The organism is Pseudoalteromonas sp. AS71, from assembly GCF_038900275.1.
Classification (GTDB): domain Bacteria; phylum Pseudomonadota; class Gammaproteobacteria; order Enterobacterales; family Alteromonadaceae; genus Pseudoalteromonas.
This window is the reverse complement of the sequence record NZ_JBBMQZ010000002.1, coordinates 190231-216164: the sequence shown is the minus strand read 5'-3', so window position 1 is coordinate 216164 and position 25934 is coordinate 190231. Positions and strand designations below refer to the sequence as shown.

Genomic DNA, 25934 nt, shown 5'->3' with positions numbered 1-25934 from the left:
CGTAATAACATTTCCAAACATTTCTTACAAATATGAACTCCTTAAAAATTATGCAATAAAAAATTTCGAACTCTTATTTATAGACCTCCGTTACTTGGAGACCGCCTATTGAATATTTAATTGATTTATATATCCTTTTAATAGATAGTAAACCCATTATTTTATTGAACTTAAAGCTATGAAGTATTTTATTTTACTTAGTAAAAAGATATACCTTGGTATTTTTATATCTATCATTTCAATTTTTATTATTGATACCTATTCTGAGAATATCCCTCTTTTTATTAGTTGGGGGCAGACTTTTGAAAATGTATATAATAAACTTTGCTTAGCTTTCCTGTCTAGTAGCGTGTTTTATTTTTTAATAGTACATATTAGGCAAGTCGATACTGATATTACGATGAATAATATTGCTTATAAGCATCTAGATTATGCTCTATATGAGCACGATAGCTTAATCACATATATTAAAAAAGAATTGAATATAAATAAAGATGATAGTTTATCCGAAGCAGATATAACAGAATTAAATAGCAAGCTAGTGAATACAAATGAACCTGCACCATTTAATATCTTTGATGAGCAAGCGAATTGGTACGAGTTTTTTGATTTTAAATTAGCAAGAGTAAAGTTTCATCTTGACCAGCTAACGCCGATACTACCTTTGTTGAGCTCTGATTTAGTCTCTTTTGTACACCTTGCTCATAAATCTGTAACTCTTTATAAATTTGAGCTTTATAGTTCAAATGATGCTGAATCAGATCCTCTTATTGTATTCGGAAATTTTAATTCTGACTTTAAAGATTACCTCACATATATTGAAAACCTTAAAAAATATAAGAATAAAATGAAGTACATTGAATAATAAATTTTAATCGGTGAATGAATAAGAGACTAAATTATTATTTAATCTCTCATTTAATACTTCAGCCAATTTTTCAGACTCACTAAACACGGTATTCCAATATTTAACACGTGTATCAGCATCAAGATCGATAAAGTCGTTTCTGTCTGGGATTTTTCCGTAAGGTAAGCTTGCTACAAATTCTTTTGATGGGCTGATCATTACTACGTTGTCGTAATTAAGTGGTGATACTTTACGTTTTAAATTTTTATCGAACCACCCTGCTTTTGGCTCGCTATTAAAATGCGGATATAAAATTAAGCCTGGGTTATTAATTTTTAAATCAAAGTGGTAGTCAATTATTCCGCCATCGCGATATATACCTTGCGGCGAGCCTGCAATATTTTTTATGCCCTGCATAACAAGCGGTATTGAACCCGATGCAAGTAATGCATCTTTTAAATTATTTTGAGTAAGCGCTATGTTTTGTGTTTTAAAATTGTAGGTATCGGTAATTGATAAGTCACTTGTTGCTGGGCCAAATATAAAACGCTCATACTGCGAGCTTAATAATTTTCGGTTAACGCGGTTTAACATATAACTTTTTGATAAACCCATTAACTGTATTAATTTATTTTCGCTGGCAATAAAGCCATTCGATTTCGCTACAATAAAGTGCGCTTTAAATATTGGGTTATTTATAATTTCGGTTACTCCGTTATCGCCAAAAACATCTTCAAGTAATGCGCGCGCTTTTATTGTTATTTCACTTGGTGTTGGTTTATTACTTGAGTACCTAGTTTGCGAATACGATTTTGCTAAGCGCTCAATGGCAGCAACGGGATCGTTTTGTGCAAAACACGCAGAGCGAAAAGCCCCGGCAGATGAGCCAATTAAATTAAGTGGTTTAGTACGGTTTTTAAAAAACTCACCAAAAATATATTTATCTAAGCCAAATAATGTAAACCATTTAGGACCGCCACTTGCACCTAAAAAAGAGGTGAAAAGTTCAGGTTTAAAACCTTGTTCGTTTATTATTTTTGCTGCGGTTTTACCTGCGTGAATCTCGATCATTTAAAAAATTATGCCTTAAATTTTAGTTTCTTCAGTTATTTTTACAACACTGAAAGTGAATACTTATGCAAAATAAAAAGCAGCTTTATGTTGCCATAAAACCGCTTTTTATAGTTAAGTGTGCTTGAGTTAGTCCCAAATGCCGTCTTCGCATTTGCCCTGTACTTTTACATCTTTTACTTTAAATTCGGGCTCTAAGCCTTTGTCTCTTTGTGCGTGGTAATCGCTCGTAACAGACAAAATAGTCGGCGTTAACAGTATAATAGCGATAACGTTAACCACTGTCATTAACCCTAAGGCAATATCGGCTAAATCCCAGACTTCTTTTAAAGTGGCCGACGCGCCCCACAACATCATTGATAAATAAAGCAAAGTGTAAATACCGCGCCCTACTTTGTTGTCGAGCTTAAATAAGTGCAAGTTGCTCTCTGCATAGGCGTAGTTTGCCACTACCGATGTAAAAGCAAATAAAGTAATAGCGGCTGCTACAAAGTAAACACCACCTTGTGCTAAGTGAGCAGTCATCGCGCTTTGTGTTAAACGAATGCCTTCCATTTCGCCGCTTATGTCTATATCGGCTAATAAAATGATCACCGCGGTACAGCTACACAGTACTATTGTATCGAAAAATACGCCTAGCATTTGTATGTAACCTTGCGTTACAGGGTGGTTAGGAATTGGGCTGGCACTTGCTGAAGCATGCGGAACACTACCTGCACCGGCTTCATTAGAATATAAACCACGTTGTATACCGTTTTTAATGGCTGCGCCCATTGCACCAGCCCCAGCTTCTTGTAAACCAAACGCTGATAAAAATATATCTTTAAGCATGGCGGGTACTTGCGTGAAATTTATAATCGTAATAATTACCGCAGCAAGTACAAACACAATGCCCATTATTGGTACAACACGCTCTGCAAACCGGGCAATTGCTTTAAAGCCACCGAGTATAATTGAGCCGGCTAGCACGGTAATAACCAGGCCTGAATAAAATGTAGGAACTTCAAACGCGTAATTAAGTGCGTCGGTAATTGTGTTAGTTTGCATTGCGCTAAACGTAAAGCCGTAACCTAAAAACAAACACGCAGCAAACACAATTGCAAACGCCCGGCTACCCAAACCTTGTTGAATATAATACGCAGGGCCCCCTCTAAACTCGCCGCCACTATCGCGCACTTTATATACTTGCCCAAGTACACTTTCGGCAAAGCCTGTAGCCATACCCAATATGGCTATTACCCACATCCAAAATATTGCACCGCTGCCGCCAAGTGAAATTGCCACAGCCACACCGGCTAAATTACCAGTGCCTACTCGTGCGCAAAGCCCTGTACACAATGCTTGGAATGATGAAATGTCGTCTTTTTTACATTTGCTACTGCCTTTTAAAAGGCTAAACATATGTTTAAATTTAAGTATTTGAATTGCTTTTAGTCGTACTGAAAACCATACCCCCGTAAACAAGAGTATATAAATAAGTACCTGACCTTCTCCCCACAAAAGGTTGTTTACGCTTTTGACGACGGTATCGAACATTGCTAATTCCTTCTTATATTTTTATATTAGTATCCTGTTGCGGATATAACGGCTTTTGCTTACGACATCGACTTAAATTTTGGACGAATAAGGCAGCCATACTTTTTGCTGCCTTAAAACTATACATTATTTGTTTTGCAAATGAACTCCTGCAATCATGCATCTAACTGATCCACCAGCCGACTCAATGGTAGGAATCGGTAACGGTACAAGCTTAGCCGTTTTTTGTATGACTGCTATTTGTGCTGTTGTGAGCGCATTAAATGCTGTTTGCGATAACGCTAAAATACGGCCATTGTCACCTTGTAACTCTATGGCGTTACCACAAAATTGATTAATTTGATCGAGTGATAAATCAATTACTTCGTGGTGGCTTTGTAAAAAATGAGTAACTAGCGCTTTACGCTCCTCACTTGGCACCATGTTTAAGCCAACCATTACAAACTCAGTTGCAACGCACATTAATACATTAGTGTGATATACCGCTGTACCTTTTTCATCATATGCATTAAATATAACGGGTTTTAATGCGAGCAAATTACAAACTGTATTAACAACCGATTGAGTTGTTCTTTTAGATTTTGCTGCATAAGCCAGTTTATATTGATGATCGAGAACCAGTGAGCCAGTGCCTTCTAGGAATGAATTTTCTTTCGCTAAATGCGCATAATCAGTCACAACCGTCACTTTATAGTGATCCGTTAAAAAATCAATAATATCTTTTCGATATTCTAACCTTCTGTTTTCTACAAACATTGGGTAGATTATTAATTCCCCACTTTGATGAGTAGAAAACCAATTATTTGGAAACACAGAGTCGGGAGTCTGTGTTTGCTCATCTTCAAAAAGGTGAACTTTTACCCCTTCATTTTTTAATAATTTTACTGCATTTGTGACTTCGTTATATGCTTGTTCACTTTGATTTGGTGCTAAGCATTCACTTTGAAATGCATTGTCGAGCATTGTTTGTGGGTTAGACGTAAAGTGATGCGGACGTACCATAACAACCGCACTCGGAGCTTGATTTACGTGGCTCATACTACGTGCTCTTGTGCTGATGTTTGCTCTGTATTAAGTACCGAAAACAAGTTGCGCGGATCGGCTTGCTGTGTAATTAAATCGAGCAATGTAAATTCACCGCTTTTAATAAGTTGATCGCGTATAAATACAAGCGCTGTAAAGTCTTCGCTCGCAAAGCCTACACCATCAAAAATAGTTAATTCGTCTTGGCTAGTACGGCCAAGCGATTGCTTATTAACGACTTTATGAAACTCAGTTACAACAAAGCTTTCACTCATTTGTTGTATTTCGCCCTCTATTCGAGTTTGAGGCTCGTACTCTACAAATACATTAGCGCGCTCGAGTAATTTAGCATCTAACTCTGTTTTACCTGGGCAATCGCCACCTATGGCATTAATGTGCACACCTTGTGGGATCATGTCGTTTGTTAAAATTGTAGCATTGGTTTTATCGGCGGTGCAGGTTGTAATAATGTGCGCACCTTGCACAGCTTCCTGTGCGCTATTACAAATAGTTACGTTTAACCCATAAGCACTTAAATTAGTAAATGCTTTTTTAGACGCGTTTGCATCTATATCGTATAAACGAATATGGGTTATGCCCAATACAGCTTTAAATGCCAGTGCCTGAAACTCAGACTGTGCCCCATTACCAATTAATGTAAGTGTTGTTGAGTTTTTTGGTGCTAAATACTTAGCCACCAGCGCCGATGTAGCCGCTGTACGTAGCGCTGTTAGTAGGCACATTTCGCTGATCATTACCGGATAACCACTATCTACATCGGCTAAAATACCAAATGCAGCGACTGTTTGAAGTTCTCGAAAGGTGTTTTTTGGGTGACCGTTTACATATTTACAGCTGAACATCTGGCCATCACTCACAGGCATTAACTCTATTACACCCTCTGGTGAGTGTGCTGCATAACGAGGTGATTTATCAAACTCTTTCCAACGGGCAAAGTCGGTTTCTAATTTATGTGTTAGCTCTAACAAAACGTTTTCGATACCTAAGCTATTTATAAGCTTAGCCATTGCCTGAACGCTAACAAACGGAACGCCTTGTTTTGGCTGTGCTATAAAATGACTCATATTGAAACCTCTTAAATAAATGTATTAGTTAATTTAAAACAAGTTTAGCGAGGCCGCATGCTATTTAATATGGCAATTAGTTATACAAATTTTATTAATTTTTATCACTTTGCTATGCAGGTATATACAAATTGTGTATTTTAGTAGGCTATGCTCTAAAAGGTTTAATTTATGACTCCTTATATTTACGATTCCCTTGATAACGCTTTAATTGCTGAATTACGAAAAGACGGTCGCGCCTCTATCTCTGCTTTAGCAAGTTCTTTAAATGTGTCACGCGGGACAGTGCAAAATAGATTAGATCGATTAGTGAGTTCAGGCGCTATTTTAGGGTTTACTATAAGAGTGCATGAACACATAGAAACCGAAGCCGTTCGTGCAATTATGATGGTGGAAGTGATTGGTAAATCAACTTCTCAAGTTATTAAAACTATGCGTGGTATACCCGAACTTACAAAATTGCACACTACCAATGGTGCTTGGGATTTGGTAGCAGAGATACAGGCCGCGAATTTAAGTGAGTTTGATGGAGTACTTAGGCAAGTAAGAGAAATAGACGGTATTTTAAATAGTGAAACGAGCATATTACTCTCATCAACTTAGGTTTATTTTTAGGTTTAAAATGACACCCATTTATTAGGTTTAAAATGGCTAGATTCAACAGAGTCACTTTCCCAATGCCCAATGTTTTTTCTGAGATTAATGTCATCTGGTCTGTCTAAAATACTACATCTTTGACCCCAAACTGTTTTCGTTTTACGGGTTGGATATTTTTTCTTACGCTTTTTATGTTGCCTAGCTAAATATACAATAAGTGATGGTTCATTCTTGTATATATATATTGATAAATGGCCTCGTGAGATACGCTGGGTAAGGTTTTATCAAATTTTATTCGCCCAGCTATGATCTCAGGACTCCACCCAAGCTTGAGCTTATCAGTCACATATCGTTGAGCTTCAACAGACTTAAGCTTAACTCGCTTAGCTCTCTCCCTTACCCTTACTTCGTAATACATTTGAGCTGGATGAGGGTAATAAGTTGGTACGTAATAATCATATTTATTACGCTTTAACTCTCGGCTAATAGTGCTATGTGAACGATTTAGTAATCGGCTCACCTCACGTATTGATTTTTTTTGGTAATGATACCACTCAAATAAACGGCAACGTTCAAAGTTAGATAAATGTGAATATTGAGTACCCATGGCACACCTCCTGAACTTATAGTTTAGTAAAGGTGGTGCACTTCGACCTTGAATCTGGCCCCATTTATTAGGTTTAAAATGACACCCATTTATAGTTTTAAAGAATTGAAGCACTAAATGCTTAAAAATTATTTATCCTGTCTTTTATATGCGGTTAATTACCTTAACTACGACTAATGATTGATTAGAAGCTTCTATTTATCTAAATCGCAGATGAATTAAAACTCTGAGTACACTCAGTCTAAACTTAGATAACGTGTATTAAATAGTAAACACTAAGCAGTTAAAGCTTGGCTGTTTTTGATATTGGGTCGTCGTTTGAAATGTTGATTATTGCAGTAGATTTCTATATTTTCGGCTTTACCAACAGCACCGTGAAATATTTTAGTAAAGCGGGTTGTTAGTTTAAGCCAGTTTTTGTCAGTTATGTTTAATATTTTTAAAATGGGCGTTGTGTTTTGATTTATGTAACCTGATTTGTCTGCCCTTATGCACTTTCCTGTTTGTTCTACTAATTCTAGGTAGTTTTTAAAATTAAATGGTAAGCCTTTACTTATCTTTTGTGAAAGCTTCCCTACAAATTTAGCTAAAAACTTTGGCTGATTACCTGCTATTGCATGTTCAATTCGCTTTTTAATACTGGTAAATGATGATGTTTGAATGGTCTGTGAAACTTTTGCCCTTATAGGGTTTAAGTCAACATATGCCATGCATGCTAGTAGTGCGGGCTCATCCAGTAGAGCTTGCGATTTAAAGCGCCCTTCCCAAAAACGGCCTGTGCAATCATCTTCTTTATTAGCTTGCCTTGCTATATTCTCGTTTAACGAACGCATAAACCAAGAAATGTCTTTTAAACGATTTCTAAATTTCACTATACTATGCTTTAGTAACATTTTTTCTATGTCTGACAGGGATTCACCTTCAAGGTAACGCTTTGATGTATTCGTCCCCTTAAATGCTTTATGCCACCTTATACAAACAGCTTTATCTGTAAGCCTATTTGCTTTTTTATCATCTATATAAAGTACTAAATGTGTATGATTACTCATTACCGCGTAAGCACAAACATCAATACAAAATACCTTTGCCAAAAATAATAAACGCTCCTCCACCCAATCTCTTCGGTGCTCATAACTTTTGCCTGTTTGTGTATCAATTCCGCATAGGTAAGCACGTCTCACACACCGAGAAATACAATGATAGTAACGTGTATTAGAAAGGCTTATTTGTCTTTTTCGTGCAGTAGCCACAGGCATTATGCTCACTTTGAAATTTTATAAAGTATAGACGAGGTTAATAAACATACAAATTTAGGTGGGTGTCATTTAAATGAAGAATAGTACTGCAATTTTAAGTTGCAGTACTATTTGCAATTTAGGTATAAGAATTTGGTTTAATTGTAACTATATTCGCTTTGCGTATAGTTATGCGTGTTGCTGATCTCGAATTGGCTTTGCTGTGCTAAATAAGATCGACCTGCAGCCAAGCCTAATTTATGATCAAAGCGTAAATCGTTATTAGAACTACCTAATAATTTGCTATGCAGTTTTTCGTTTGCAAAAATTTGGATTATTTCTACATCATCTGGTGGATTTGCAATAAACTCAAGCTCATCTAAATAAGCCTTCTCGTGCTGTATTAAGTAGTCTAATGTTTTTGGACAATAACCCGATGCTATAGCAAATGTTCTTAGCTTTTGTACCCATGCAGATTGCGCTTGAAAATTTGCGTCCACTGTTCTTATTACCACAATTTTACGAGCGCCTCGGTTGTAAGCTTCACGCACGGGTAGTGGTGCTGCTAAACCGCCATCGAGATAAAAGTCGCTCTGTGCTTGCTCTTCAGCAAGGTGTATTTCGTTAGCCGCTTTTGCATTTAGCCAAGGTGTTAACTTTACACCTTGTTTGTATAAAAACGGCAGTGCGCTAGAAGCCTTTAGCAAATCACGCCATTGACCACTATCACCAGTTGGCGATAAGTAATAAGCTTTTCTGTCTCGTGCATTTGTAGCTGTTATAAGTAGTTCACGCTCACCTAAACTAGTTTTAGCTGTTTTGAAATCTATAGCTCTGTTTACTTCAGTGGTTTTGTCAAAGTACCAATCTAAATCAACTATGTGTTTACCCACTAATCCACGACCAAGCTGAAAAAAACGCTTGTTACGCGAAAGCCCTCTAATTAGGCGTTTAGCATAGCCTTTTTGACGAGCTAAGTAGCTAGTTAGGTTTTGCGAACCTGCAGAAGTGCCAATAAATAAATCAAATGGGTCGTAGCTTTGCTCTAACCACGCATCCAGTACACCGGCTGTAAATATCCCTCGCTGTCCGCCACCTTCAGCAATCAGTGCAACTTTTGGCTGCGCTGTTTGATTAACTGAATTAGCTGTTGCGGTGTTTAGAGAGCTCACGGTGTACCTACCTTTAATTTAATGACGTTTGGTTTAATACCTACATTATAAAAAATAAAAGTAATATCTTAAAATGGATTATTTAAATCAGTTCGATTGAAAAAACAGAACGCTATGCAAAGCAAAAATAGATATTGAAAATAGAAATCAATTTTACTTTGAATATTTAAATAACAAATACAGACATCACTTAAAGTTAATAAAATGAGTTAAAAAAGTTTAACTTTTGATGATGTCTGTATGTTAACAAGCCCAGTGTGTACGCTTGCTTAACTAACTAGCTAATTGGCTAGTTAGTGCTTTATTTCCATTAAAATTTCGAGTGCACGGTGGCGTTTTTCACTATCAAATACATCATTGGTAAATATAAACTCATCAACTTCTAGCTGTTTCGCTATCATCTCTAACTTGTGTTTAATACTTACATGCCCGCCTACTACGCTTAGACTTAAAAAGTTCTCTACATGAGCGCGTTCTTGTTCACTCCACAACCCGTCCATGCTTTCAACAGGTGGTTTTAGCCACAGCTCGTTACCGCGTATGAGTTCGAGCACACGTTGCTTAGAAGTAGTCGACAGGTATTGCGCTTCATCGTCGGTGTCTGCTGCCACTAAAGGCAGTGCAAGCATTACGTAAGGCTTATCAAGTACACTTGATGCTTTAAATTCGCGCTTATACAGCGCTATTGCATCGTGCACAAAGCGCGGTGCAAAATGCCCTGCAAATACATACGGTAGTCCTTTTTGCGCCGCTAGCTGCGCGCTAAATAAACTCGAGCCTAATAACCAAATAGGAACGTTTGTGTTTTCACCCGGTATAGCACGTATAGGATGCGTACCGTTGTAAGGACCTAACAATGTTTGCAGCTCAGTTACTTCACCTGGGAAGTTTTCTGCGCGGCTCATATCGTTATTTAGCGCACGACTCGTTACTTGGTCGCTGCCTGGTGCTCGCCCTAGTCCTAAATCTATTCGCCCAGGATATAAGCTCTCTAATGTACCAAATTGTTCAGCAACAACTAATGGGGAGTGGTTTGGCAGCATAATACCGCCTGACCCAACGCGTATCTTTTTAGTATTACCTGCAATGTGGCCAACCAAAATTGAAGTAGCTGCACAAATAATACCTGGCATATTATGATGCTCAGCAAGCCAAAAGCGATTAAAGCCAAGCTCATCTGCTCGCTGTGCGTATTTAGTACTTTTATGAAGAGTGTTAGCAACACTGTCCCCTTTGATCATGGGGGCAAGTTCTAATAACGAAAAAGGAATGGAATTTAACAAAATAGCAGCTCCTAAAAATGCATGCTAATAATGGGTTTCATCATTAGCATAAAACACTTAAATGGGTCTGCTATTAGGTCAATTCAAGTTACGCAGAGGTATTAAAGCAAAATAGGTATATGTTATTTTGCTCTAAGGTATTCAGGCAAGCTGTGCATCACGTTGACGCTGCTTTTTATAGCCTTCTGAGTCTACGCCTTTTTTCCAATAACCAGAGGAAATAATATTACCGCGCGGTATATTGAGTTGCTCTGTTAACAATGCTTTTGCTTTGCGAACAAGCCCAGCTTCCAATGCCATAAATATAATGGGCGGCTCTGATGTAATGTGCAAACTTTTGAGTGCGCTTAGCATTGCTGTATCGGCACTATCGGTAATTACCCAGTTTATATCGCGATTTGTTTCTAAATCAATAATATCTTGCTCAGTGGGCGCATGTACAAAAGCATCAATTTTTGAAGTTAAAGGTAACTGCTGCGCATACCCTTTTATTGCATTTACCGATGTTAAATCACCTAGTAATACATAATGCGAATGCTCATAATTATCTAGCTTTTTAGGGCCAGGGCCTGCAATACCTAGCTCGTCGCCTACTTTTGCAATTTTAGCCCAGTCAGTTGCAGGGCCTTGGTGCATATTTATAACAAAATCAAGCGTTAGCGCGCCTGTTTGTGCATCTACATACCTTATTGTATATGACCGTATACAGGCTGTTTTTAAGTTAAAATCTACTTCACCATTTTTTGGGATCAGTACTTTTACATAGTTACCAACATACTCTGAGGTTAAGTCTTTAAAATCATCAGAGCCTACTACAATACGTTGTAGGTGGGGTGTGATTTGCTCTGTACTTAATACGCTGGCTTTACGAACTTGTTTACTCATGTATTACCTCGTTTTACATTAATAATTGGCTGCTATAGAAGCAGGTATTGCACAACGCCCCATTGGTTGATAAAATCAACTATAGCAAACTAATTGACTTTGTCAACCACATTGAGAATCTTATGAATACGCCCTTATCAAATACGTTGTTTGAATTAATGCAAAATTACCGTGTAACAATTCGCGAAGCAATTAACGCAGGCGAACTTGGTATTAATGCTATGCACGTACGCTGCATACATATTATCGCAAACGTAAATAACTGTACGGCTAACGATATTGTTACTAAAACGCAGCGCGACAAAGCGCAAATAGCGAGGCTAATTAAAGATCTTATTGCCTTAAACCTTATTGATAAGCAGGCAAGTGAGCACGATAAGCGCTGTTTTATTTTGTCGCTTACAGAGCAAGGTAAAGTTCTTTTTGATAAGTTATTAGCCTCAGAGCAAAAAATAAATAATCAAATGTGTAAAAACTTAAACCCTCAACAAATCAAAGACTTTTTAGATACCGCGCAACAAATGATCAAAAACATGAATTGATCAGCCATACATTTCTTGGCATAACTTACATAAAACGCATATACTGTACACTTATACAGTATATGCGTTTTAGGTTGTGTTATGTTTGTTATTCCCATTTATATAGAAGCAGGCGTGTGTGGTTTTGAATCCCCCGCAGCGCAGTACACCGAGCTAGGTGTAACCCTTGATGAGCTTTTAATAAAGCATCCAGATGCTACATTTATTGGTATTGCATCGGGTAACTCTATGCAAGAAGTCGGAATTTTTGAAGGTGACTTATTAGTTATCGACCGTGCAGAGCCTGCAGAAAATGGTGACGTTATTGTTGCTAACTTAAATGGTCTTTTTGTATGCAAACTACTTGATAAAACCAATGGACGGCTGCTTTCTGCTTCTTCTTTACATAAGCCTGTACAACTAACCTCTGCAGACGAGTTTCAGCTCGAAGGCGTAGTAACGCTATCAATAAGAATGCACAGGCAAAGCCCAGAGTTACTAAAATGTATGCCTTAGTTGATGCTGTGTCATTTTATGCCAGTGCCGAAAAAGTATTCGACCCTGCTATTCGCTCCAAACCTGTGGTTGTACTTACCAATAACGATGGCTGTGTATGCGCTATTTGCCCTATTGCTCGGCGCTTAAATATTCCTAAATTTGGCCCGTACTTTAAAGTTAAGCATTTACTTGAGCAGAACAACGTTGTTATTCGCTCTAGCAATTACGAGCTTTATGCTGATTTAAGCGACAAGATGATGAATACCATTGGCCGCTTTTGCGATACACAACACATATACAGTATTGATGAATCGTTTTTGCACTTTAATGGCTACACATCATTAATTAAAGACTGGCACGAATACGGCCATACAATAAGGCGAACAGTATGGCGCGAAACAAAGCTTCCTGTAGGTGTAGGTTTTGGCCCGACTCCTACTTTAGCAAAAGCCGCTAACCATGCCGCTAAAAAGCTCAGTGGTTTTAATGGTGTAGCTGTAATAAATAACGAGCAAACTCGCCAAGCTATTTTACAAAGAATGAGCTGCGAAGATGTCTGGGGAATAGGTCGGCGGCTAGCTAAAAAGCTTAAAATAATGAATATACACACCGCCTGGGATCTTGCTCAGCAAAACCCTAGAGCAATGCGCCGTGCATTTAGTGTGGTGGTTGAACGTACTGTAAGCGAGCTTAACGGAATAACATGTTTAAACTGGGATGATGTACGACAAGACAAGCGGGAGATTTATTCGACCCGTAGTTTTGGAGAGCGCATATGCGAGCCAACAGCCCTTAAAACGGCGTTAATTAACCATGTAACTACAGTGGCTAATAAACTAAGAGCGCAACGCTCTCTCACTCACCAGCTTTATATTTTTGCAGCCAGTGGCGCGCACGAAAACAGATATTATAAAAAGTCGTTTGTGTATAAGTTCCCCTCACCCACTAACGACACCTGTGTAATGGCTAATGCTGTATCTGAGGTATTTAATGAGATTTATAAACCGGGGATCCGATTTTATAAGTGTGGTGTGGGTGCTGTAGAGCTAATATCAGAACAGTTTCAGCAAAGTGACTTGTTTAATAAAAGCCCTGATAATCCAAAGCTTATGCAATGCCTAGATACAATCAATAATCGATACGGAAAAGGGATGCTAAGCCTTGCAAGCAGTAAATTAAATGACCGATGGCACATGAACCGTGATTTTTTATCGCCGCAGTACACTACGCGTTGGCGCGATATTCCTAAAATATACTGCGAATGATTTACTACTTAGTAGATGCTTTATTTGCTCTCGTCTGCTTTTTTAAATGTGCACTCTACACTAGGTTCGCTTAATGTGTATTTTAGTGTGTTATCAGCTAAAAATTTGATACTTTGACTGATTGTTTTTTCGTTTGCAGGGTTTTCACAACGGCTCATTCTTAAACCGTTTTCAAGGCCATCACTTTTGTATTTAAGCGTACTGGTTATAAAACAAAAATTTGGTTTTTTAACAGTGCGAGTGCCATTGTGGAGCGATCCAAATACAATTTGCTTTCCCAGTTTAAAACCTGCACTCAAATCACTTTCGTCTGTTAAACTCAAATCGCTATTAACGCATAACCCTGAATTGGTCGACACAACTTCGTATGCCCCCAATTTTGACTTTAAAAACGGTATAAATCGTGTTTTATTGCTCGGCTCAGAAAAAGCATTGGCACTTGTAAAAGCGACAGTTAATAAAGCGAGTGTTAAATATTTCATTTCGTGGGTATATCCTCGTGAGTCAGCGTGTTAAATAATAGCAAAATGCCTAATCACTTAGCTTTTATAACTTTTAACAACTATAACAGAGATTTACTATAAAAGGAGAGAAGTCGTATTACAGGAGCGAGCCCGCGAGTAGGACGCGGAAGCTTTGCTCGGTTTTTACTTATTCTTAAGCCATTAGAATAACGCAGGAGCAGTTGTCGAGCCCTCTAGTTTACAAATGTCGCGCCGCGATTAAATCCTTCTTAGATTGAACAAATTCAACCACCAAAGGTAAACATGCCCTAGATACTCATTACAAACCATTTTGTTGTTAAGCACTTTATTTAATACGTACTTAAACAACAAAACGATTTATACCAATGCGCTTAATTGTAAGGGTAAATTAAACTCATTAAATTGTTTAACTCGTTATACAAATTAGTATTTATTTTATTGCCAGTACTTTGCAAATAATAAAGGGTAGCTTTGTTTTAAAAACTTAGGTTTGTCTTTAAAACGTTTACCTTTAGGTTCATCACTGCCAGATGGGATAAACGGTAATTCGTCTTCGCTGCGTTCTTCAAATAATAAACCGGCTATTAAATCATACTCATCAATGTACGGATAAGGCTGCTCGTTTAAGTAATAAACAGGTGTACACTGCGCTAACGAATCAGCATTTTCTAAAGCGTTTTCAAATACTGTTTTCCCACGAGAAATTAACCAACATCTAAATTCGCTAAAACCGTAATCGTCGTTACATCCAGCCATAACAAAAGCGGCACCAAACAAATCCCAGGTAAAACACTTGCGCATATGTATGCCAAAATGCTTATCAAAATCAATAAGGTGTTGATCGCTTAAATCATTAAGTTTAGTTTTTAGGTTATCGCTCACACTTTGCGGGTCGAGTCCTAAATCAGGCGTTGTTACTAATTCCCAAAAAGCCTGTTCTGTTAACGCTACCATTATAAAATCTCTTTTACTCGGCCAACTTGACCATCTTCTAAACGTACTTTAATGCCGTGTGGGTGATTGGGTGATTTTGTTAAAAGACGCTCAACAACACCCTCAGTTAATGTGCCGCTGCGTTGATCTTCTTTTAATACAATATTTACTGTGGTACCTGGTGAAATTTGCGAACGCGTAGGAACAGCCATAATTTAAACCCTAAAAATAATTTATCTAATTATAACGTCCATGTGCTATCAAACCAACAAAAGCTCTGTTAATTGGCGGAAAATGAAATCTGTGCTGGTTTTGCGTTCAACTTAATACTCGTAAGCTCTTTGAGTATTATATTTGTTAATTCGTTAAGTTGAGGTTTTGCACTTTCAAGGGCTATATCATCATTAAAATAGCATTGTACTTTTAACGTATTGGCCTCATTATTTAAATCAATGGTATGCGTTAGATAATCAAAACCAATTACGCTTTCTTTTATTGCTTCGCATGCATTAGTAAGTGCTAGTCTAATGTGCTTATCGCGCTGCTTTTGAGTTTTAGTCATAATATAAAGGTTACTTATTTAGTTTCTGCTTGTTGCTGTTTTTTAAACTCTTCGTAGTTAGAGTCTTGTTTATCTAAGCATTCGTAATATTCTTTGTCAGCTTTATAGTTACACTCATCAAGGCGCGCCGACTGCAATTCATGAAAACGCGCATCAGAGCTGCAACCAGCTAAAACACATAATCCAACAATAAGTAATGCGCTACTTTTTAGTTTATTGATAAACATTAAATTTCCTTACACTTTCTATATCGAAAAAGCGTTAAATTATTACAATATTATTGTATATTAGCGCCATAAAATCTTAATCTCCAAAGGATCTATTTCTATGATGTCGCAGTTACAAAAGTTGTTTCAGCGTATAGACAAAAGCAAGATATTTCAATCATTTGTTATAGCTGTAATTATTGTTTCTGCCCTGACAGTAGGTGCGCACACTTACTCACTACATCCTACCGTAGAGCTTGCTCTAAATTGGATGGACGTTGGCATTACCGCATTCTTTTTAATTGAACTAGTAATCCGCTTTATTGCAAGTAAAGGCATAAAACATTTTTTTTCTAAAGGATGGAACATATTCGACACCATCATAGTATTGGGCAGTTTATATCCTGCTGCTGGCTCTACTATGTTAATTGCTCGATTACTTCGCATATTTAGAGTACTGCGATTGGTATCGATGATCCCAGAGCTGCGCTTATTAGTTAATTCATTGCTTAAAGCCATTCCACAAATGGGTTATATAGCCCTATTAATGTTTGTTATTTTTTATATATACGCTGCAATGGGCAGCATGATGTTTGCTGAAATAAACCCCGTACTTTGGCAAGATGTTTCAATCTCCATGCTTACTCTGTTTAGGGTGGCAACATTTGAAGATTGGACCGACATAATGTATGAAACAATGGCGGTGTACGAACTAAGCTGGATTTATTACCTTACGTTTATATTTTTAACCGCATTTGTATTTTTAAATATGATGGTAGGTGCCATTTTAGAAGTAATGAGTGAAGAGCACCGCAAAGCGCGAGAAGAGCTCGCAGACGACAGCTCATTACCTGCAACGCAAGGGCAAGTAAACGAACTACAATCCCAAATTGCTGAGCTTAAAGAGCTATTGAGTAACCGCAAAAACTAATCTGAGAAAAGTACTAAAGCACCCACTTAAAGTTTAAAAAGTGGGTGCAGCTTAAGTATTTAACTAAAACGAACATTACCAAAGAGCTTTAATTCTCCTCGTTATCAGATTTTTCATCCGTATCTTCAAAAGAAATAACGTTATCTACTTTCATTTTAAACGCATCAAAAAATGCGTTTTCTAATACCGAAATCACAGCTTGAAAAGTCGAAACATCCGTATTATCTAATTGCCCCTCTATAGGAATACGTGCAGCAACAAGTTTAGACTCATCGTTTTCGAGTATAGAGCCCAGTAAATCAACACTGCCTTCAAATATGGCTGTAAATATTCCATCGTCATCTTTTTCTATATCTTCGCGCCACGAGAACACACTCAAGTTTTGAACGCCCGCTTTTACATAACCATTTAAGTTATTATCTTTAGCCACAAGTTCCATAGCGCCATCAATGCCACCCGCTTCAATATCAAAAGGCGTGTATACCTTAAATACAGTATCGAGGTTTTTAACAGAGAAACGCTGTACCTCTGCGTTAAAATCAAAATTGGCTTGTTTGCTAAAGGGATCTAATTTGCCATCAAACTTTAATGCGGCCTCCCCCATTAATGCACCTTCTACGCTTAGAGTAGTCACTAGTGTTTTTGATAGGTTTTGCGCGTTGGTTATATTTTCAATTCGAGCGTTGATATTTGATATAAAAGTGGGTTTTTCACCACTATTCGTTGAGTTAACTAAAGTTAACTTGCCTTGCTCAATTGTTAAGGTATCAATAGAAAACAGTACTAAATTATTGGCGAGACCTACCCAAGTAGTTTCGTCTTTTACTTGTTTATTTTGCTCAGAAGCATTGGGATCTTTATCGTAAATAACTATTTTAGGACGCGTAAAGGCCATGTTTGTTACTAAATTGCCCTTTAAAAGAGCTGACCACGCGAGTGAAAAATCGAGAGTTTGAATACTCAGTAAAGGCTTAGGAGCTGAAGTTGCATCAACAGCGTAAATTTCAACGTCGTCAATCGCGTAGGCACCGCGATATAAAAACAAATCTACGTCACCAACATGCCCAGTAACACCTTGTGTGTGTTTTAGCTGATAATTTACGTAGTGCTGAACTATATAAGGCGCGGCTATTCGCGTTAATATAAGTAACACAATCAGCGCTATTACACCTTTAAGGTATTTGTCGTGAAATATTTTGGATGAAAAATGCATTGTAATTTCCTTTACTAAAAACGAGGGCCTTTTGACCTTTCAGGATTAAATTTTTCTATATAAAGGGCTGCGTATGTTTAATATTTATTTTTATAAAGCACTTATGAAGATAGGCACACAACATAAACTCTGCTTTACCTAAAATCTAAACGTACAGCTACAAATTTAACCTAGAAGAATAAATAAGCCCTAGCTGGATTCTTTAATTGAGCACATAAATAAACGTGTAAAAATTACTAATAATTGTAATTTAAATACCTGTTAGGAATAAAATTATAAACAAAGCAAAGCCATATAAGCTTAAAGCTCTAGACAACAGTTATTACAGCAAGGGATATACCACTATTCAAATACACAACTTAAGAAATGATTGCATACATATCTATTTACAATTTAGCTAACTAATAACCGGCGTTAGGTCGAATAAACCGCTTTCATCTACTAAAGTAAAATTAACGCAAACAAGAATAAAAATACATGAATCCTATTTTTTATATATTAGTTACCCTCTTTTTCACCAGTATTATTTGGTCTGTCATATTTTTAATGTCGTGGTATACGTTAGGTAAAAAGCAATATGCCATGCTTTGGACAATCGCATTTGCATTCTCTGCATGCCAATGGGCAACAATGTTGGCAGAACCATTATTTAACTCACACACATTATATTGGATGTTAGGAAGTAGCTTCTCTGTAGGTTCAGTACTGCTAGGTACGTGGGGGCATTGCATTAGGGTAAACTCGGGTATAAAAATTCGCTATTTAATTATCTCAGCAATAGTTACTCTTGCTGCTGTCTATTATTTTACAGCTATATATGTGCATGTTGGCTTATTTATGTCCTTGTATGTGTATTATGATGTGATTTTACTTGTACTCAATGCAGTTATTATTTTCAGGCATAAACAAAAATCACTTCCTGCCGAAATAGGCGCTAGTATTACTTATACGCTATGTGGATTACTTTTATTTGTTGCAGCAAGCATAGCGTTACTGCAAGGCAGCCAAGTAAATGAAGAATATATAGCGCTGTATACATTAATTAATTTTATTACTGTCCCTACTGCACATGTAGGCATGGCCGTATTCATAATATTTATGATGGCATCTGATTTAGCTGAAAAAATGAACCACCTTGCAATGAGCGACGAACTTACAGGCTGCCTAAATAGGCGTGGATTCTATAATAAAAGCCAAGAGCAACTAAAAGATAAACTTAATAATTATAACTACGTCAGCTTAATTTATTGGGATATAGATAAATTTAAAAAAATAAACGATGAGTTTGGACATGCAGGTGGTGATTTAGTTTTAGTAGAAGCTGCAAAAATAATGCAAAACTGCATAAACCCATGTGATTTATTTGGCCGCATTGGCGGCGAAGAATTTGCTTTATTAATAGCAAGAAACGACGAATCGACAGCTAAAGATCTTCCCGAAAAACTAAGAAGTGCACTGGCCAGTTACCCAATTCATTTTAACGATAAAGTAATTAATGTAACGGCAAGTTTTGGCGTAATTAATATTAAATGTAATAAAACGACAATTGAGAGTGCAATAAATGAAGCAGATAAAGCACTCTACCATGCCAAGAATGAAGGGCGTAATCAGGTGGCTCATGTGAACACATTAAGTTAATAAAAGTTCATTATTACTGGGGTATTGACCTTTAGCGACTGATTTTTCAGTAGCAGGATTATGTACAATGCATGATGAAAACGCTAAGCAAAACGCACGGCACTGTTGGATCATCCCTACATAAACAAACTTTGTGAAAAAAGTCAGCGCTCTAACTAATAAGTTTAAGCGCGTCGGCAAATCTAACTGGTTTACTGAATATGAAACCTTGATACTTATCAATTTGTAAGCTTTGTAATAACGTTAACTGAGCTGGGCTTTCTACGCCCTCCGCTATTACTTGGCAACCTATCATATGCGACATGTTAGTTACCGCAGATACAATACTTTTATCTTTTGAGCATTCACAAATGTTATCAATATAAGATTTATCTATTTTAATGTAATCAACTGACAGCTCTTTTAAAACCGATATAGAAGAAAACCCGGTACCAAAATCATCAATAGAGATACGTACACCGGTATTTTTTATGGCCGTAATCACTTTTGACAAATACGGTAAATTTTTAATCATGACTGTTTCTGTTATTTCTAAATGCACATTGTATGGTTTAACTGCGTATCTATTTAAAAGCGCAACTAAAAAATCTAAAAAATTATGGTTTTCTAGTTGCAAGACAGACACATTAATCGACAATCCAATCTTACTATTCACCGCATTTAACTTACTTAAACTCGCAATGGCTTGCTCTAGTACAAACTCACCTAAGATATTAATTTTTCCATATCGCTCTGCAATATCTATAAATTCTGAAGGGGGAATAAATTCATCATTAAACTGCCAACGAAGTAATACTTCAAACGTGGTTATTTCATTTGTGCTTATATCAACAATGGGTTGATAACAAAGATGAAAGTCACCTTTTTCTACGCACTCTTTAATTGAGCTACGAAGTACTTCTTCTCTTTTAAGCGATTCATGCATTCGCTCGTCAAATACCGATATTTCGTTACGGCTTTTCTTACCTTCATACATAGCAACATCAGCGTATTTAATCGCGTCTTCAAGAACAAAATTTTCGCGTGTAAAATATAACCCAACTTTAAAAGAAGGGTTTACTTGATAGCTATCCATACTCACTGTTTTTGTTAAGGTTTTAACTAATCGAAAAACACAGTCAAAAAGTTCGTCTTCGGTGTTATTACGGGAATAAAAAATAAACTCATCCCCACCCCATCTACACGCAATAAAATCGCCTTGAGTTTGTGTTTCAACTAATCGTTTACCTGTTTGGGCCAGCACAAAATCACCAAAATCGTGACCGTATTTATCGTTGATGATTTTAAAATCATCCATATCTAAAAATAAAACGGCTTTAATATCGTCATTTTGATTGGCTAAATCAAGTTCAACATTAGAAACAAAACTACCACGGTTAAATAACTTAGTGAGATTATCTTTTTGCTCTAAAAGGATTATTTGCTCGGTGCGAAGTTGCACTTCATTTTCTAAGTTTTCAATGAATTGATCTAACTTAAGTTCATTATTAATTGATAATTTTACATCTTTTGCAGTACGTACAGCAGTGACAAAGCATAAAATAAACCATAAAACGAGCCCTAAAATACCTAGTACATTCTCATCTTCAATAGGCTGTAAAAGTAATAAAATACTAAAAGGAACCAATAAACAGGTTATATACGACAATGAAGAGCGAATATCGGATGCTAAAACATTTACACCGCCACCAGCAAGGGAGCTAAAAACAACGAGTGATATAAACTTCTCCTGCATTTGCATTTTTTCATAAAACAAAATAGGAAAAGCAGCCCATGTTAAAGCCGTTAATAATAAACCTATAAAATACAGGTGATATTTAAAAGCATGGGTGTTGTTAACAAATACATGGCTCGCTATTCGAAGTAATGAAATAAATGATAACGTAAAAAGCCAGTAAAGTTTTTCTTGCGAGGCGGTGTGGTTAATACTACTAAAAATAAGAAAACAAGAAACAACCGTGTTTATAGCAATTGCAGAACTAAAATAGGAGCTAACAAATACTAATCGCTTATTGGCAAAGTTATTTATGTGAGAGGTCATTAATGTTACTTGAATAGGCTGTTGCACAATGTAAACAGTTTACTTAAGTTCAATAATAAACAACAGTGAACATTCATAAAAAAGTATTATCTGAGCCTCTTAAGCGGTTTTATAAGCCATTAAACTAAAAAGGGCTGGCAAATTGCCAACCCCTTTTTGTTAATGTTGATTACTTATCACTCACCATCAACAATTATGCGTAGCATACGACGAAGTGGCTCTGCCGCGCCCCATAAAAGCTGATCGCCTACTGTAAATGCGCTAATGTATTTTGGCCCCATCGCTAATTTACGAATACGGCCAACAGGGATACTTAAAGTGCCTGTGACTTTAACGGGTGTTAAGTCTGTTGCGCTAATTTCGCGCTCGTTTGGAATTACCTTAACCCACTCGTTATGTGAGGCTAAAATTTCTTCAATTTTTTCTACGCTAATATCTTCACGTAATTTAATGGTCATCGCTTGACTGTGACAACGCATAGCGCCAATACGTACACATAAACCATCAATTGGCACCGGTTGCTTAGAAGAGCCTAAAATTTTATTGGCTTCTACTTGCGCTTTCCATTCTTCTTTAGACTGACCGCTTGGCATAGGTACGTCAATCCACGGGATTAAACTGCCCGCTAGTGGCACACCAAATTGGTCTTGTGGTAAGTCATTTGACGCCATTGTTTCACTGACTATTTTATCAATTTCTAAAATAGCAGAACTTGGGTTATCTAATTGCTCAGCAACACTTGCATGAATAGCGCCCATTTGTGCAATAAGCTCTTTCATATTTCGTGCACCAGCACCAGAGGCTGCTTGGTAAGTCATTGGGCTTACCCACTCAATTAGGTCTTGCTCAAATAAACCACCTAGTGCAAGTAGCATTAGCGATACTGTACAGTTACCGCCAACAAACGTTTTAACGCCTTGCTCTAAGCCTTGTTCAATAACATCTTTGTTTACGGGATCTAGCACTATTATGCTGTCCTCACTCATACGCAGTGCTGAAGCTGCATCAATCCAGTAACCATCCCAACCCGACTCGCGTAATTTTGGATATACCGCATTGGTGTAGTCACCGCCTTGGCAAGTAACAATAATATCCATTTTAGCAAGTTCGCTAATGTCACTTGCATCTAGTAATGGTTTTGCGTCGCCTGCTATATCAGGGCCTAGTTGACCCGCTTGTGAGGTGGTGAAAAAGGTGGTGTCGATATGGGCAAAATCACTTTGCTGCTGCATACGTTCTAATAACACAGAGCCAACCATGCCACGCCAACCGACTAATCCTACTTTTTTCATTGTTTGTTCCACTGTTTGATTCATAAAAGATGCCTTAATACATTAAAAATTAAATTCATTGCGTGAGATTTAATTTTCATTAACGCTAAACTAACACTCGTAGACGGCTAAAACTAGCGAATAAAACAGAACTTAAATATTTTTCATACTGAGCATAAACACAAAAAAGCTCTGTATTAAAATACAGAGCTAATAGATAGTGAAGTTTACTATTTCAATCCTTGAGTTTTATTTTAAATAAAGCTTAAAACTCATAGCTATAACTTAAACTAAACTCAGTGCCGGTGTCTTGTCCCCAAAGGGTAAGACCTTCTTGTTCAATTTCTTTTTCTTGGCCAAGCATATTCTTAACCTTAAAATTAACTTTAGAGTTAAAGTTAGGGAAGTAAGAATAAACTAGATCAACTGAGTGAAAGGACTTTTCTTCTGCATCTTCATTACCACGTGTACCAGGTACAATTATACGAGGACCAAACACATTATAAATTAATGAAGTAGAATGAAATCCATCATCCGAGTCATAGCCCATTTGTAAGTTTGCAACCCACTCAGAATGACCAACTAAACGACGCTCATTGTTAGTTACAATATTCGATACCGTATCGGCCTCAAGGGCTTCTTTAAGCTGTGTTTCAAACAGTGAGTCAACACCGTCTGAATCATTAATCCCCAAATTAACACTTGAGTCAGATAGCGTAACGTTGCCTGACAAAAATGCTGAAGACCAATCTTTATTTATAAAGCCAAAGTCAGTTAAAAAATCAACTTCAATACCCGACAATTTACCCGACTGAGCATTTGCTGTTAATAACTGTGGAGATGCACCGCCTACGCCCGCAAGCTCAACCATTTCAATTGGGTTTTCAATGTCTTTATAAAACAATGCAACAGAAAGGTTATTACCTGATGGCATATACCATTCAAACCTAAAATCTACATTTTTTAAATTAGAACTTTGTAAACTAGGTGATCCTCTCACCAGAAACTCAGTTAACGGGTCAACAAAGAAAGAAGAGCTTACATCACGTAGATCAGGGCGAATGGTTGTTTCACTTAAATTTAAGCGAAATTGCATTTCTTCATCCATGATGTACGTAACAGCTAAAGAAGGAAAAAAGTTATCTTCATTAATAGCTACATCTTGGATTTCTTGTAATGTATTTTCAAAGAAATTAGTATGCGCTTCATAACCGACTGATACTTGAGAAAAATCTTCCCATCGAACGCCACCAGTAAAACGCCAAGTGTTTTGATAAAAGTAATCGGCCATAAAATAATAAGCATCTAATTTATGCGCTGCACTGTACTTATCACCATCAGTGGTGCCGTCATCAAAAATACCTGAGCCAGTTACACTTGCATAAAAAGCGTCATTCGCCGTGTTTTCATCAGCAAAAATATCGCTTACGTTAGAGCCGAACGAGTACTCATCGCTTATACCACGGTGCGTAATGCCAAACTTCACATTACTTGCATCACGTTTTTTCTCTGAAAAATCGCCGCCTATTTTTAACTCAAGCTCATAGCCGTCACCATAAAAAGGCATACCCATATTCCAACCAAATGTTTCAACATCGTCGTGTAATACTTGATACTCACGGGTGATATTTGTTGCAGCTACATCTTGCAGTTGTTCAGATTCAAGCACGCCATCAACTAAGTTTTGCTGATAAACAACATCTAAACCACCAGGTGCATTACGGTTTGCTCGACTTAAACCGCCATACCAATCAAAAAATAAATTATTTAGCTCTGCAAAGTTGTGCGTCCCCTTAAGCTGAGTCGAAAACATTTCGCGCTCTTCGTACGTAATATCTACTCGGCGTAATTCGGTGACACCTTCTTCGGTTTCATTTGCATCAAAGTAATCGCGGTTACGTACGCGGTCACTCATGTCATGAAGTGCAATATTAGTAAGCTCAAACTTATGGTTTGAATTTAACTCATATCCTAAATTTAATGTGCCGCTCCAACGTACATTTTGCTCAGTCGATGTACCATCGTAATACTGGGCAAAACATTTGTCTTCACAGCCTAAGCTACCAAGGCTTGAGCCGCTTTGCTCTTGAACTACTTCCCACTCGTTATCGTAAGATACGGCTGCAAGCACACCAAAAGTACCGACCTCACTTTCAAACCTATCACCTAAGGCAATAGAAAAGTTCATAGCAGGGTCAACATCCTTTTCTGAAATACCTACATCCCAATCAAGCGATTGAATCAGGTTTTTACGCTCAGCTAACGTAGTGTTTATATTGCCCTCAAGACCAGCATCACTGGTAAGCGCAGTAGTAAACACATCCGATAATGCTCGCGAACCATCATCTCGACCCATCCAGTCATCATCACCGCCACTGTAAAAGTAACCGGTATCGCTATTAGAAGTATTGTACGATGTACCCACTTGTACTTTTAATAAAAAGTCAGAAGGAATTGATTTAGTGCGAATATTTACATTACCACCACCAAAATGAGCTGGCATATCCGGTGAAAATGACTTCTGTACACTCAAGCTTTCAATAATTTCAGATGGAAATAAATCCAAAGGAACCACTGAGCGAGTAGGATCAGGACTTGGTACATACATGCTATTTAGCTGAGTACTAGAATAGCGTTCACCTAAACCACGCACATAAATAAATTTGCCATCGACTAACGTTAAACCAGTAACACGGCGAAGTGCAGAGGCAGCATCGCCATCACCAGTACGTGATATTTGGTCTGCACCCATAATATCAGCAACAAACGCTTGGTTTTGACGTTCTTGCAGTACAGCACCCGCACTGCCCTTTAATCGTTGCCCTACAGCAACAACTTCTTCTATTTCTTGCTCTTCTACTTGCTGCTCAGCAGCCGTGGCTGTATTTACTGATAAACCAAGTAACGCAGCCATTACAGCGTAGTTTAACTTTGATAAAGCAAGTGTAGAGGGTTTAAAAGATTTCATTTTTATACTCCGAAACAAAACAAGACATTAGCCGAGCTTTCGCTCGGCTATAATGTGGTTT

General features: G+C 37.4%; 25 protein-coding genes. 7 read left to right on the top strand and 18 right to left on the bottom strand.

Annotated features, from left to right (window positions below):
• Positions 1-178 precede the first annotated feature (178 nt).
• On the top strand, positions 179-865 hold the full coding sequence (locus tag WNY98_RS02920) for a hypothetical protein (RefSeq protein WP_342877078.1): 687 nt from the start codon (positions 179-181) through the stop codon (positions 863-865).
• A 6-nt stretch (positions 866-871) separates the two neighbouring features.
• On the opposite strand, the gene WNY98_RS02915 is transcribed toward WNY98_RS02920, so the two are convergent.
• The 4 genes from WNY98_RS02915 to WNY98_RS02900 all read right to left on the bottom strand — a co-directional run bounded on the left by WNY98_RS02915 (position 872) and on the right by WNY98_RS02900 (position 5562).
• Positions 872-1918 carry a patatin-like phospholipase family protein gene (locus WNY98_RS02915; RefSeq protein ID WP_342877077.1) on the bottom strand — a complete coding sequence of 349 codons (1047 nt, stop codon included), beginning with the start codon at positions 1916-1918 and terminating at the stop codon, positions 872-874.
• 129 nt (positions 1919-2047) lie between these two features.
• On the bottom strand, positions 2048-3454 hold the full coding sequence (locus WNY98_RS02910; protein ID WP_007377576.1) for an alanine/glycine:cation symporter family protein: 1407 nt from the start codon (positions 3452-3454) through the stop codon (positions 2048-2050).
• A gap of 126 nt (positions 3455-3580) precedes the next feature.
• A complete protein-coding gene (locus WNY98_RS02905; protein ID WP_342877076.1) occupies positions 3581-4492 on the bottom strand; it encodes an arginine deiminase-related protein in 912 nt (303 codons plus the stop codon).
• Positions 4489-5562, bottom strand: coding sequence for an ornithine cyclodeaminase (locus tag WNY98_RS02900; protein ID WP_342877075.1), 1074 nt, complete (start codon positions 5560-5562; stop codon positions 4489-4491). Before WNY98_RS02900 ends, WNY98_RS02905 begins: the two co-directional genes overlap by 4 nt.
• Before the next feature lie 171 nt (positions 5563-5733).
• Here WNY98_RS02900 and WNY98_RS02895 point away from each other — a divergent pair, with 171 nt between their 5' ends.
• Positions 5734-6165, top strand: coding sequence for an Lrp/AsnC family transcriptional regulator (locus WNY98_RS02895; RefSeq protein WP_004334897.1), 432 nt, complete (start codon positions 5734-5736; stop codon positions 6163-6165).
• 196 nt (positions 6166-6361) lie between these two features.
• Here WNY98_RS02895 and WNY98_RS02890 read toward each other — a convergent pair whose 3' ends face one another.
• The 5 genes from WNY98_RS02890 to WNY98_RS02870 all read right to left on the bottom strand — a co-directional run bounded on the left by WNY98_RS02890 (position 6362) and on the right by WNY98_RS02870 (position 11341).
• Entirely contained in the window at positions 6362-6766 is a 405-nt protein-coding gene (locus tag WNY98_RS02890) for a helix-turn-helix domain-containing protein (protein WP_342877074.1), read from the bottom strand.
• Between the two features lie 275 nt (positions 6767-7041).
• Positions 7042-8016 carry a transposase gene (locus tag WNY98_RS02885; RefSeq protein WP_342877088.1) on the bottom strand — a complete coding sequence of 325 codons (975 nt, stop codon included), beginning with the start codon at positions 8014-8016 and terminating at the stop codon, positions 7042-7044.
• A gap of 143 nt (positions 8017-8159) precedes the next feature.
• The gene (locus tag WNY98_RS02880; RefSeq protein ID WP_342877073.1) at positions 8160-9173 is read right to left on the bottom strand and encodes a patatin family protein; all 1014 of its coding nucleotides are present in this window, start codon (positions 9171-9173) and stop codon (positions 8160-8162) included.
• Between the two features lie 293 nt (positions 9174-9466).
• Positions 9467-10456, bottom strand: a complete 990-nt coding sequence (locus tag WNY98_RS02875; RefSeq protein ID WP_342877072.1) for an LLM class flavin-dependent oxidoreductase — start codon at positions 10454-10456, stop codon at positions 9467-9469.
• Between the two features lie 141 nt (positions 10457-10597).
• Positions 10598-11341 (bottom strand): siderophore-interacting protein, encoded by a 744-nt coding sequence (locus WNY98_RS02870; protein WP_342877071.1) that lies wholly within the window; start codon positions 11339-11341, stop codon positions 10598-10600.
• 122 nt (positions 11342-11463) lie between these two features.
• Between WNY98_RS02870 and WNY98_RS02865 the strand changes: the two genes are divergently transcribed.
• The 3 genes from WNY98_RS02865 to WNY98_RS02855 all read left to right on the top strand — a co-directional run bounded on the left by WNY98_RS02865 (position 11464) and on the right by WNY98_RS02855 (position 13625).
• Positions 11464-11883, top strand: a complete 420-nt coding sequence (locus WNY98_RS02865) for a MarR family winged helix-turn-helix transcriptional regulator (RefSeq protein ID WP_076924666.1) — start codon at positions 11464-11466, stop codon at positions 11881-11883.
• An 81-nt stretch (positions 11884-11964) separates the two neighbouring features.
• Positions 11965-12378, top strand: a complete 414-nt coding sequence (locus WNY98_RS02860) for a S24 family peptidase (protein ID WP_076924667.1) — start codon at positions 11965-11967, stop codon at positions 12376-12378.
• Positions 12366-13625, top strand: a complete 1260-nt coding sequence (locus WNY98_RS02855) for a Y-family DNA polymerase (protein ID WP_076924668.1) — start codon at positions 12366-12368, stop codon at positions 13623-13625. The genes WNY98_RS02860 and WNY98_RS02855 overlap by 13 nt, the downstream gene beginning before the upstream one ends.
• Before the next feature lie 20 nt (positions 13626-13645).
• Here WNY98_RS02855 and WNY98_RS02850 read toward each other — a convergent pair whose 3' ends face one another.
• From WNY98_RS02850 to WNY98_RS02830, 5 genes are all read right to left on the bottom strand, one after another.
• A complete protein-coding gene (locus WNY98_RS02850; RefSeq protein WP_342877070.1) occupies positions 13646-14107 on the bottom strand; it encodes a hypothetical protein in 462 nt (153 codons plus the stop codon).
• A 438-nt stretch (positions 14108-14545) separates the two neighbouring features.
• Positions 14546-15064, bottom strand: a complete 519-nt coding sequence (locus WNY98_RS02845; protein WP_342877069.1) for a DUF4240 domain-containing protein — start codon at positions 15062-15064, stop codon at positions 14546-14548.
• Positions 15064-15255 (bottom strand): YwbE family protein, encoded by a 192-nt coding sequence (locus tag WNY98_RS02840; RefSeq protein WP_007583223.1) that lies wholly within the window; start codon positions 15253-15255, stop codon positions 15064-15066. The genes WNY98_RS02845 and WNY98_RS02840 overlap by 1 nt, the downstream gene beginning before the upstream one ends.
• Before the next feature lie 68 nt (positions 15256-15323).
• Positions 15324-15605: a hypothetical protein gene (locus WNY98_RS02835; RefSeq protein ID WP_076924672.1), complete on the bottom strand. Its 282-nt coding sequence runs from the start codon at positions 15603-15605 to the stop codon at positions 15324-15326.
• 14 nt (positions 15606-15619) lie between these two features.
• Entirely contained in the window at positions 15620-15832 is a 213-nt protein-coding gene (locus tag WNY98_RS02830) for a hypothetical protein (protein ID WP_294119928.1), read from the bottom strand.
• Between the two features lie 100 nt (positions 15833-15932).
• On the opposite strand from WNY98_RS02830, the gene WNY98_RS02825 reads away from it, so the two are divergent.
• Entirely contained in the window at positions 15933-16742 is an 810-nt protein-coding gene (locus WNY98_RS02825; RefSeq protein WP_007583228.1) for an ion transporter, read from the top strand.
• Positions 16743-16830: 88 nt separating this feature from the next.
• On the opposite strand, the gene WNY98_RS02820 is transcribed toward WNY98_RS02825, so the two are convergent.
• Positions 16831-17955 carry a DUF748 domain-containing protein gene (locus WNY98_RS02820; protein ID WP_342877068.1) on the bottom strand — a complete coding sequence of 375 codons (1125 nt, stop codon included), beginning with the start codon at positions 17953-17955 and terminating at the stop codon, positions 16831-16833.
• Positions 17956-18432: 477 nt separating this feature from the next.
• Here WNY98_RS02820 and WNY98_RS02815 point away from each other — a divergent pair, with 477 nt between their 5' ends.
• Positions 18433-19593, top strand: a complete 1161-nt coding sequence (locus WNY98_RS02815) for a GGDEF domain-containing protein (RefSeq protein WP_076924674.1) — start codon at positions 18433-18435, stop codon at positions 19591-19593.
• Between the two features lie 151 nt (positions 19594-19744).
• Here WNY98_RS02815 and WNY98_RS02810 read toward each other — a convergent pair whose 3' ends face one another.
• The 3 genes from WNY98_RS02810 to WNY98_RS02800 all read right to left on the bottom strand — a co-directional run bounded on the left by WNY98_RS02810 (position 19745) and on the right by WNY98_RS02800 (position 25873).
• Positions 19745-21634 carry a bifunctional diguanylate cyclase/phosphodiesterase gene (locus tag WNY98_RS02810; protein ID WP_342877067.1) on the bottom strand — a complete coding sequence of 630 codons (1890 nt, stop codon included), beginning with the start codon at positions 21632-21634 and terminating at the stop codon, positions 19745-19747.
• 176 nt (positions 21635-21810) lie between these two features.
• A complete protein-coding gene (asd, locus tag WNY98_RS02805) occupies positions 21811-22950 on the bottom strand; it encodes an aspartate-semialdehyde dehydrogenase (protein ID WP_182720332.1) in 1140 nt (379 codons plus the stop codon).
• A 220-nt stretch (positions 22951-23170) separates the two neighbouring features.
• Positions 23171-25873: a TonB-dependent receptor gene (locus WNY98_RS02800; RefSeq protein WP_294119919.1), complete on the bottom strand. Its 2703-nt coding sequence runs from the start codon at positions 25871-25873 to the stop codon at positions 23171-23173.
• Between the last annotated feature and the right edge of the window lie 61 nt (positions 25874-25934).

Bases quoted from the DNA above. Each gene is read 5' to 3' on its own strand.
- WNY98_RS02920 (WP_342877078.1), top strand. From the start codon at position 179: ATGAAGTATTTTATTTTACTTAGTAAAAAGATATACCTTGGTATTTTT.
- WNY98_RS02915 (WP_342877077.1), bottom strand. From the start codon at position 1,918: ATGATCGAGATTCACGCAGGTAAAACCGCAGCAAAAATAATAAACGAA.
- WNY98_RS02910 (WP_007377576.1), bottom strand. From the start codon at position 3,454: ATGTTCGATACCGTCGTCAAAAGCGTAAACAACCTTTTGTGGGGAGAA.
- WNY98_RS02905 (WP_342877076.1), bottom strand. From the start codon at position 4,492: ATGAGCCACGTAAATCAAGCTCCGAGTGCGGTTGTTATGGTACGTCCG.
- WNY98_RS02900 (WP_342877075.1), bottom strand. From the start codon at position 5,562: ATGAGTCATTTTATAGCACAGCCAAAACAAGGCGTTCCGTTTGTTAGC.
- WNY98_RS02895 (WP_004334897.1), top strand. From the start codon at position 5,734: ATGACTCCTTATATTTACGATTCCCTTGATAACGCTTTAATTGCTGAA.
- WNY98_RS02890 (WP_342877074.1), bottom strand. From the start codon at position 6,766: ATGGGTACTCAATATTCACATTTATCTAACTTTGAACGTTGCCGTTTA.
- WNY98_RS02870 (WP_342877071.1), bottom strand. From the start codon at position 11,341: ATGAGTAAACAAGTTCGTAAAGCCAGCGTATTAAGTACAGAGCAAATC.
- WNY98_RS02865 (WP_076924666.1), top strand. From the start codon at position 11,464: ATGAATACGCCCTTATCAAATACGTTGTTTGAATTAATGCAAAATTAC.
- WNY98_RS02860 (WP_076924667.1), top strand. From the start codon at position 11,965: ATGTTTGTTATTCCCATTTATATAGAAGCAGGCGTGTGTGGTTTTGAA.
- WNY98_RS02855 (WP_076924668.1), top strand. From the start codon at position 12,366: ATGTATGCCTTAGTTGATGCTGTGTCATTTTATGCCAGTGCCGAAAAA.
- WNY98_RS02850 (WP_342877070.1), bottom strand. From the start codon at position 14,107: ATGAAATATTTAACACTCGCTTTATTAACTGTCGCTTTTACAAGTGCC.
- WNY98_RS02845 (WP_342877069.1), bottom strand. From the start codon at position 15,064: ATGGTAGCGTTAACAGAACAGGCTTTTTGGGAATTAGTAACAACGCCT.
- WNY98_RS02840 (WP_007583223.1), bottom strand. From the start codon at position 15,255: ATGGCTGTTCCTACGCGTTCGCAAATTTCACCAGGTACCACAGTAAAT.
- WNY98_RS02835 (WP_076924672.1), bottom strand. From the start codon at position 15,605: ATGACTAAAACTCAAAAGCAGCGCGATAAGCACATTAGACTAGCACTT.
- WNY98_RS02830 (WP_294119928.1), bottom strand. From the start codon at position 15,832: ATGTTTATCAATAAACTAAAAAGTAGCGCATTACTTATTGTTGGATTA.
- WNY98_RS02825 (WP_007583228.1), top strand. From the start codon at position 15,933: ATGATGTCGCAGTTACAAAAGTTGTTTCAGCGTATAGACAAAAGCAAG.
- WNY98_RS02820 (WP_342877068.1), bottom strand. From the start codon at position 17,955: ATGCATTTTTCATCCAAAATATTTCACGACAAATACCTTAAAGGTGTA.
- WNY98_RS02815 (WP_076924674.1), top strand. From the start codon at position 18,433: ATGAATCCTATTTTTTATATATTAGTTACCCTCTTTTTCACCAGTATT.
- WNY98_RS02810 (WP_342877067.1), bottom strand. From the start codon at position 21,634: ATGACCTCTCACATAAATAACTTTGCCAATAAGCGATTAGTATTTGTT.
- asd (WP_182720332.1), bottom strand. From the start codon at position 22,950: ATGAATCAAACAGTGGAACAAACAATGAAAAAAGTAGGATTAGTCGGT.
- WNY98_RS02800 (WP_294119919.1), bottom strand. From the start codon at position 25,873: ATGAAATCTTTTAAACCCTCTACACTTGCTTTATCAAAGTTAAACTAC.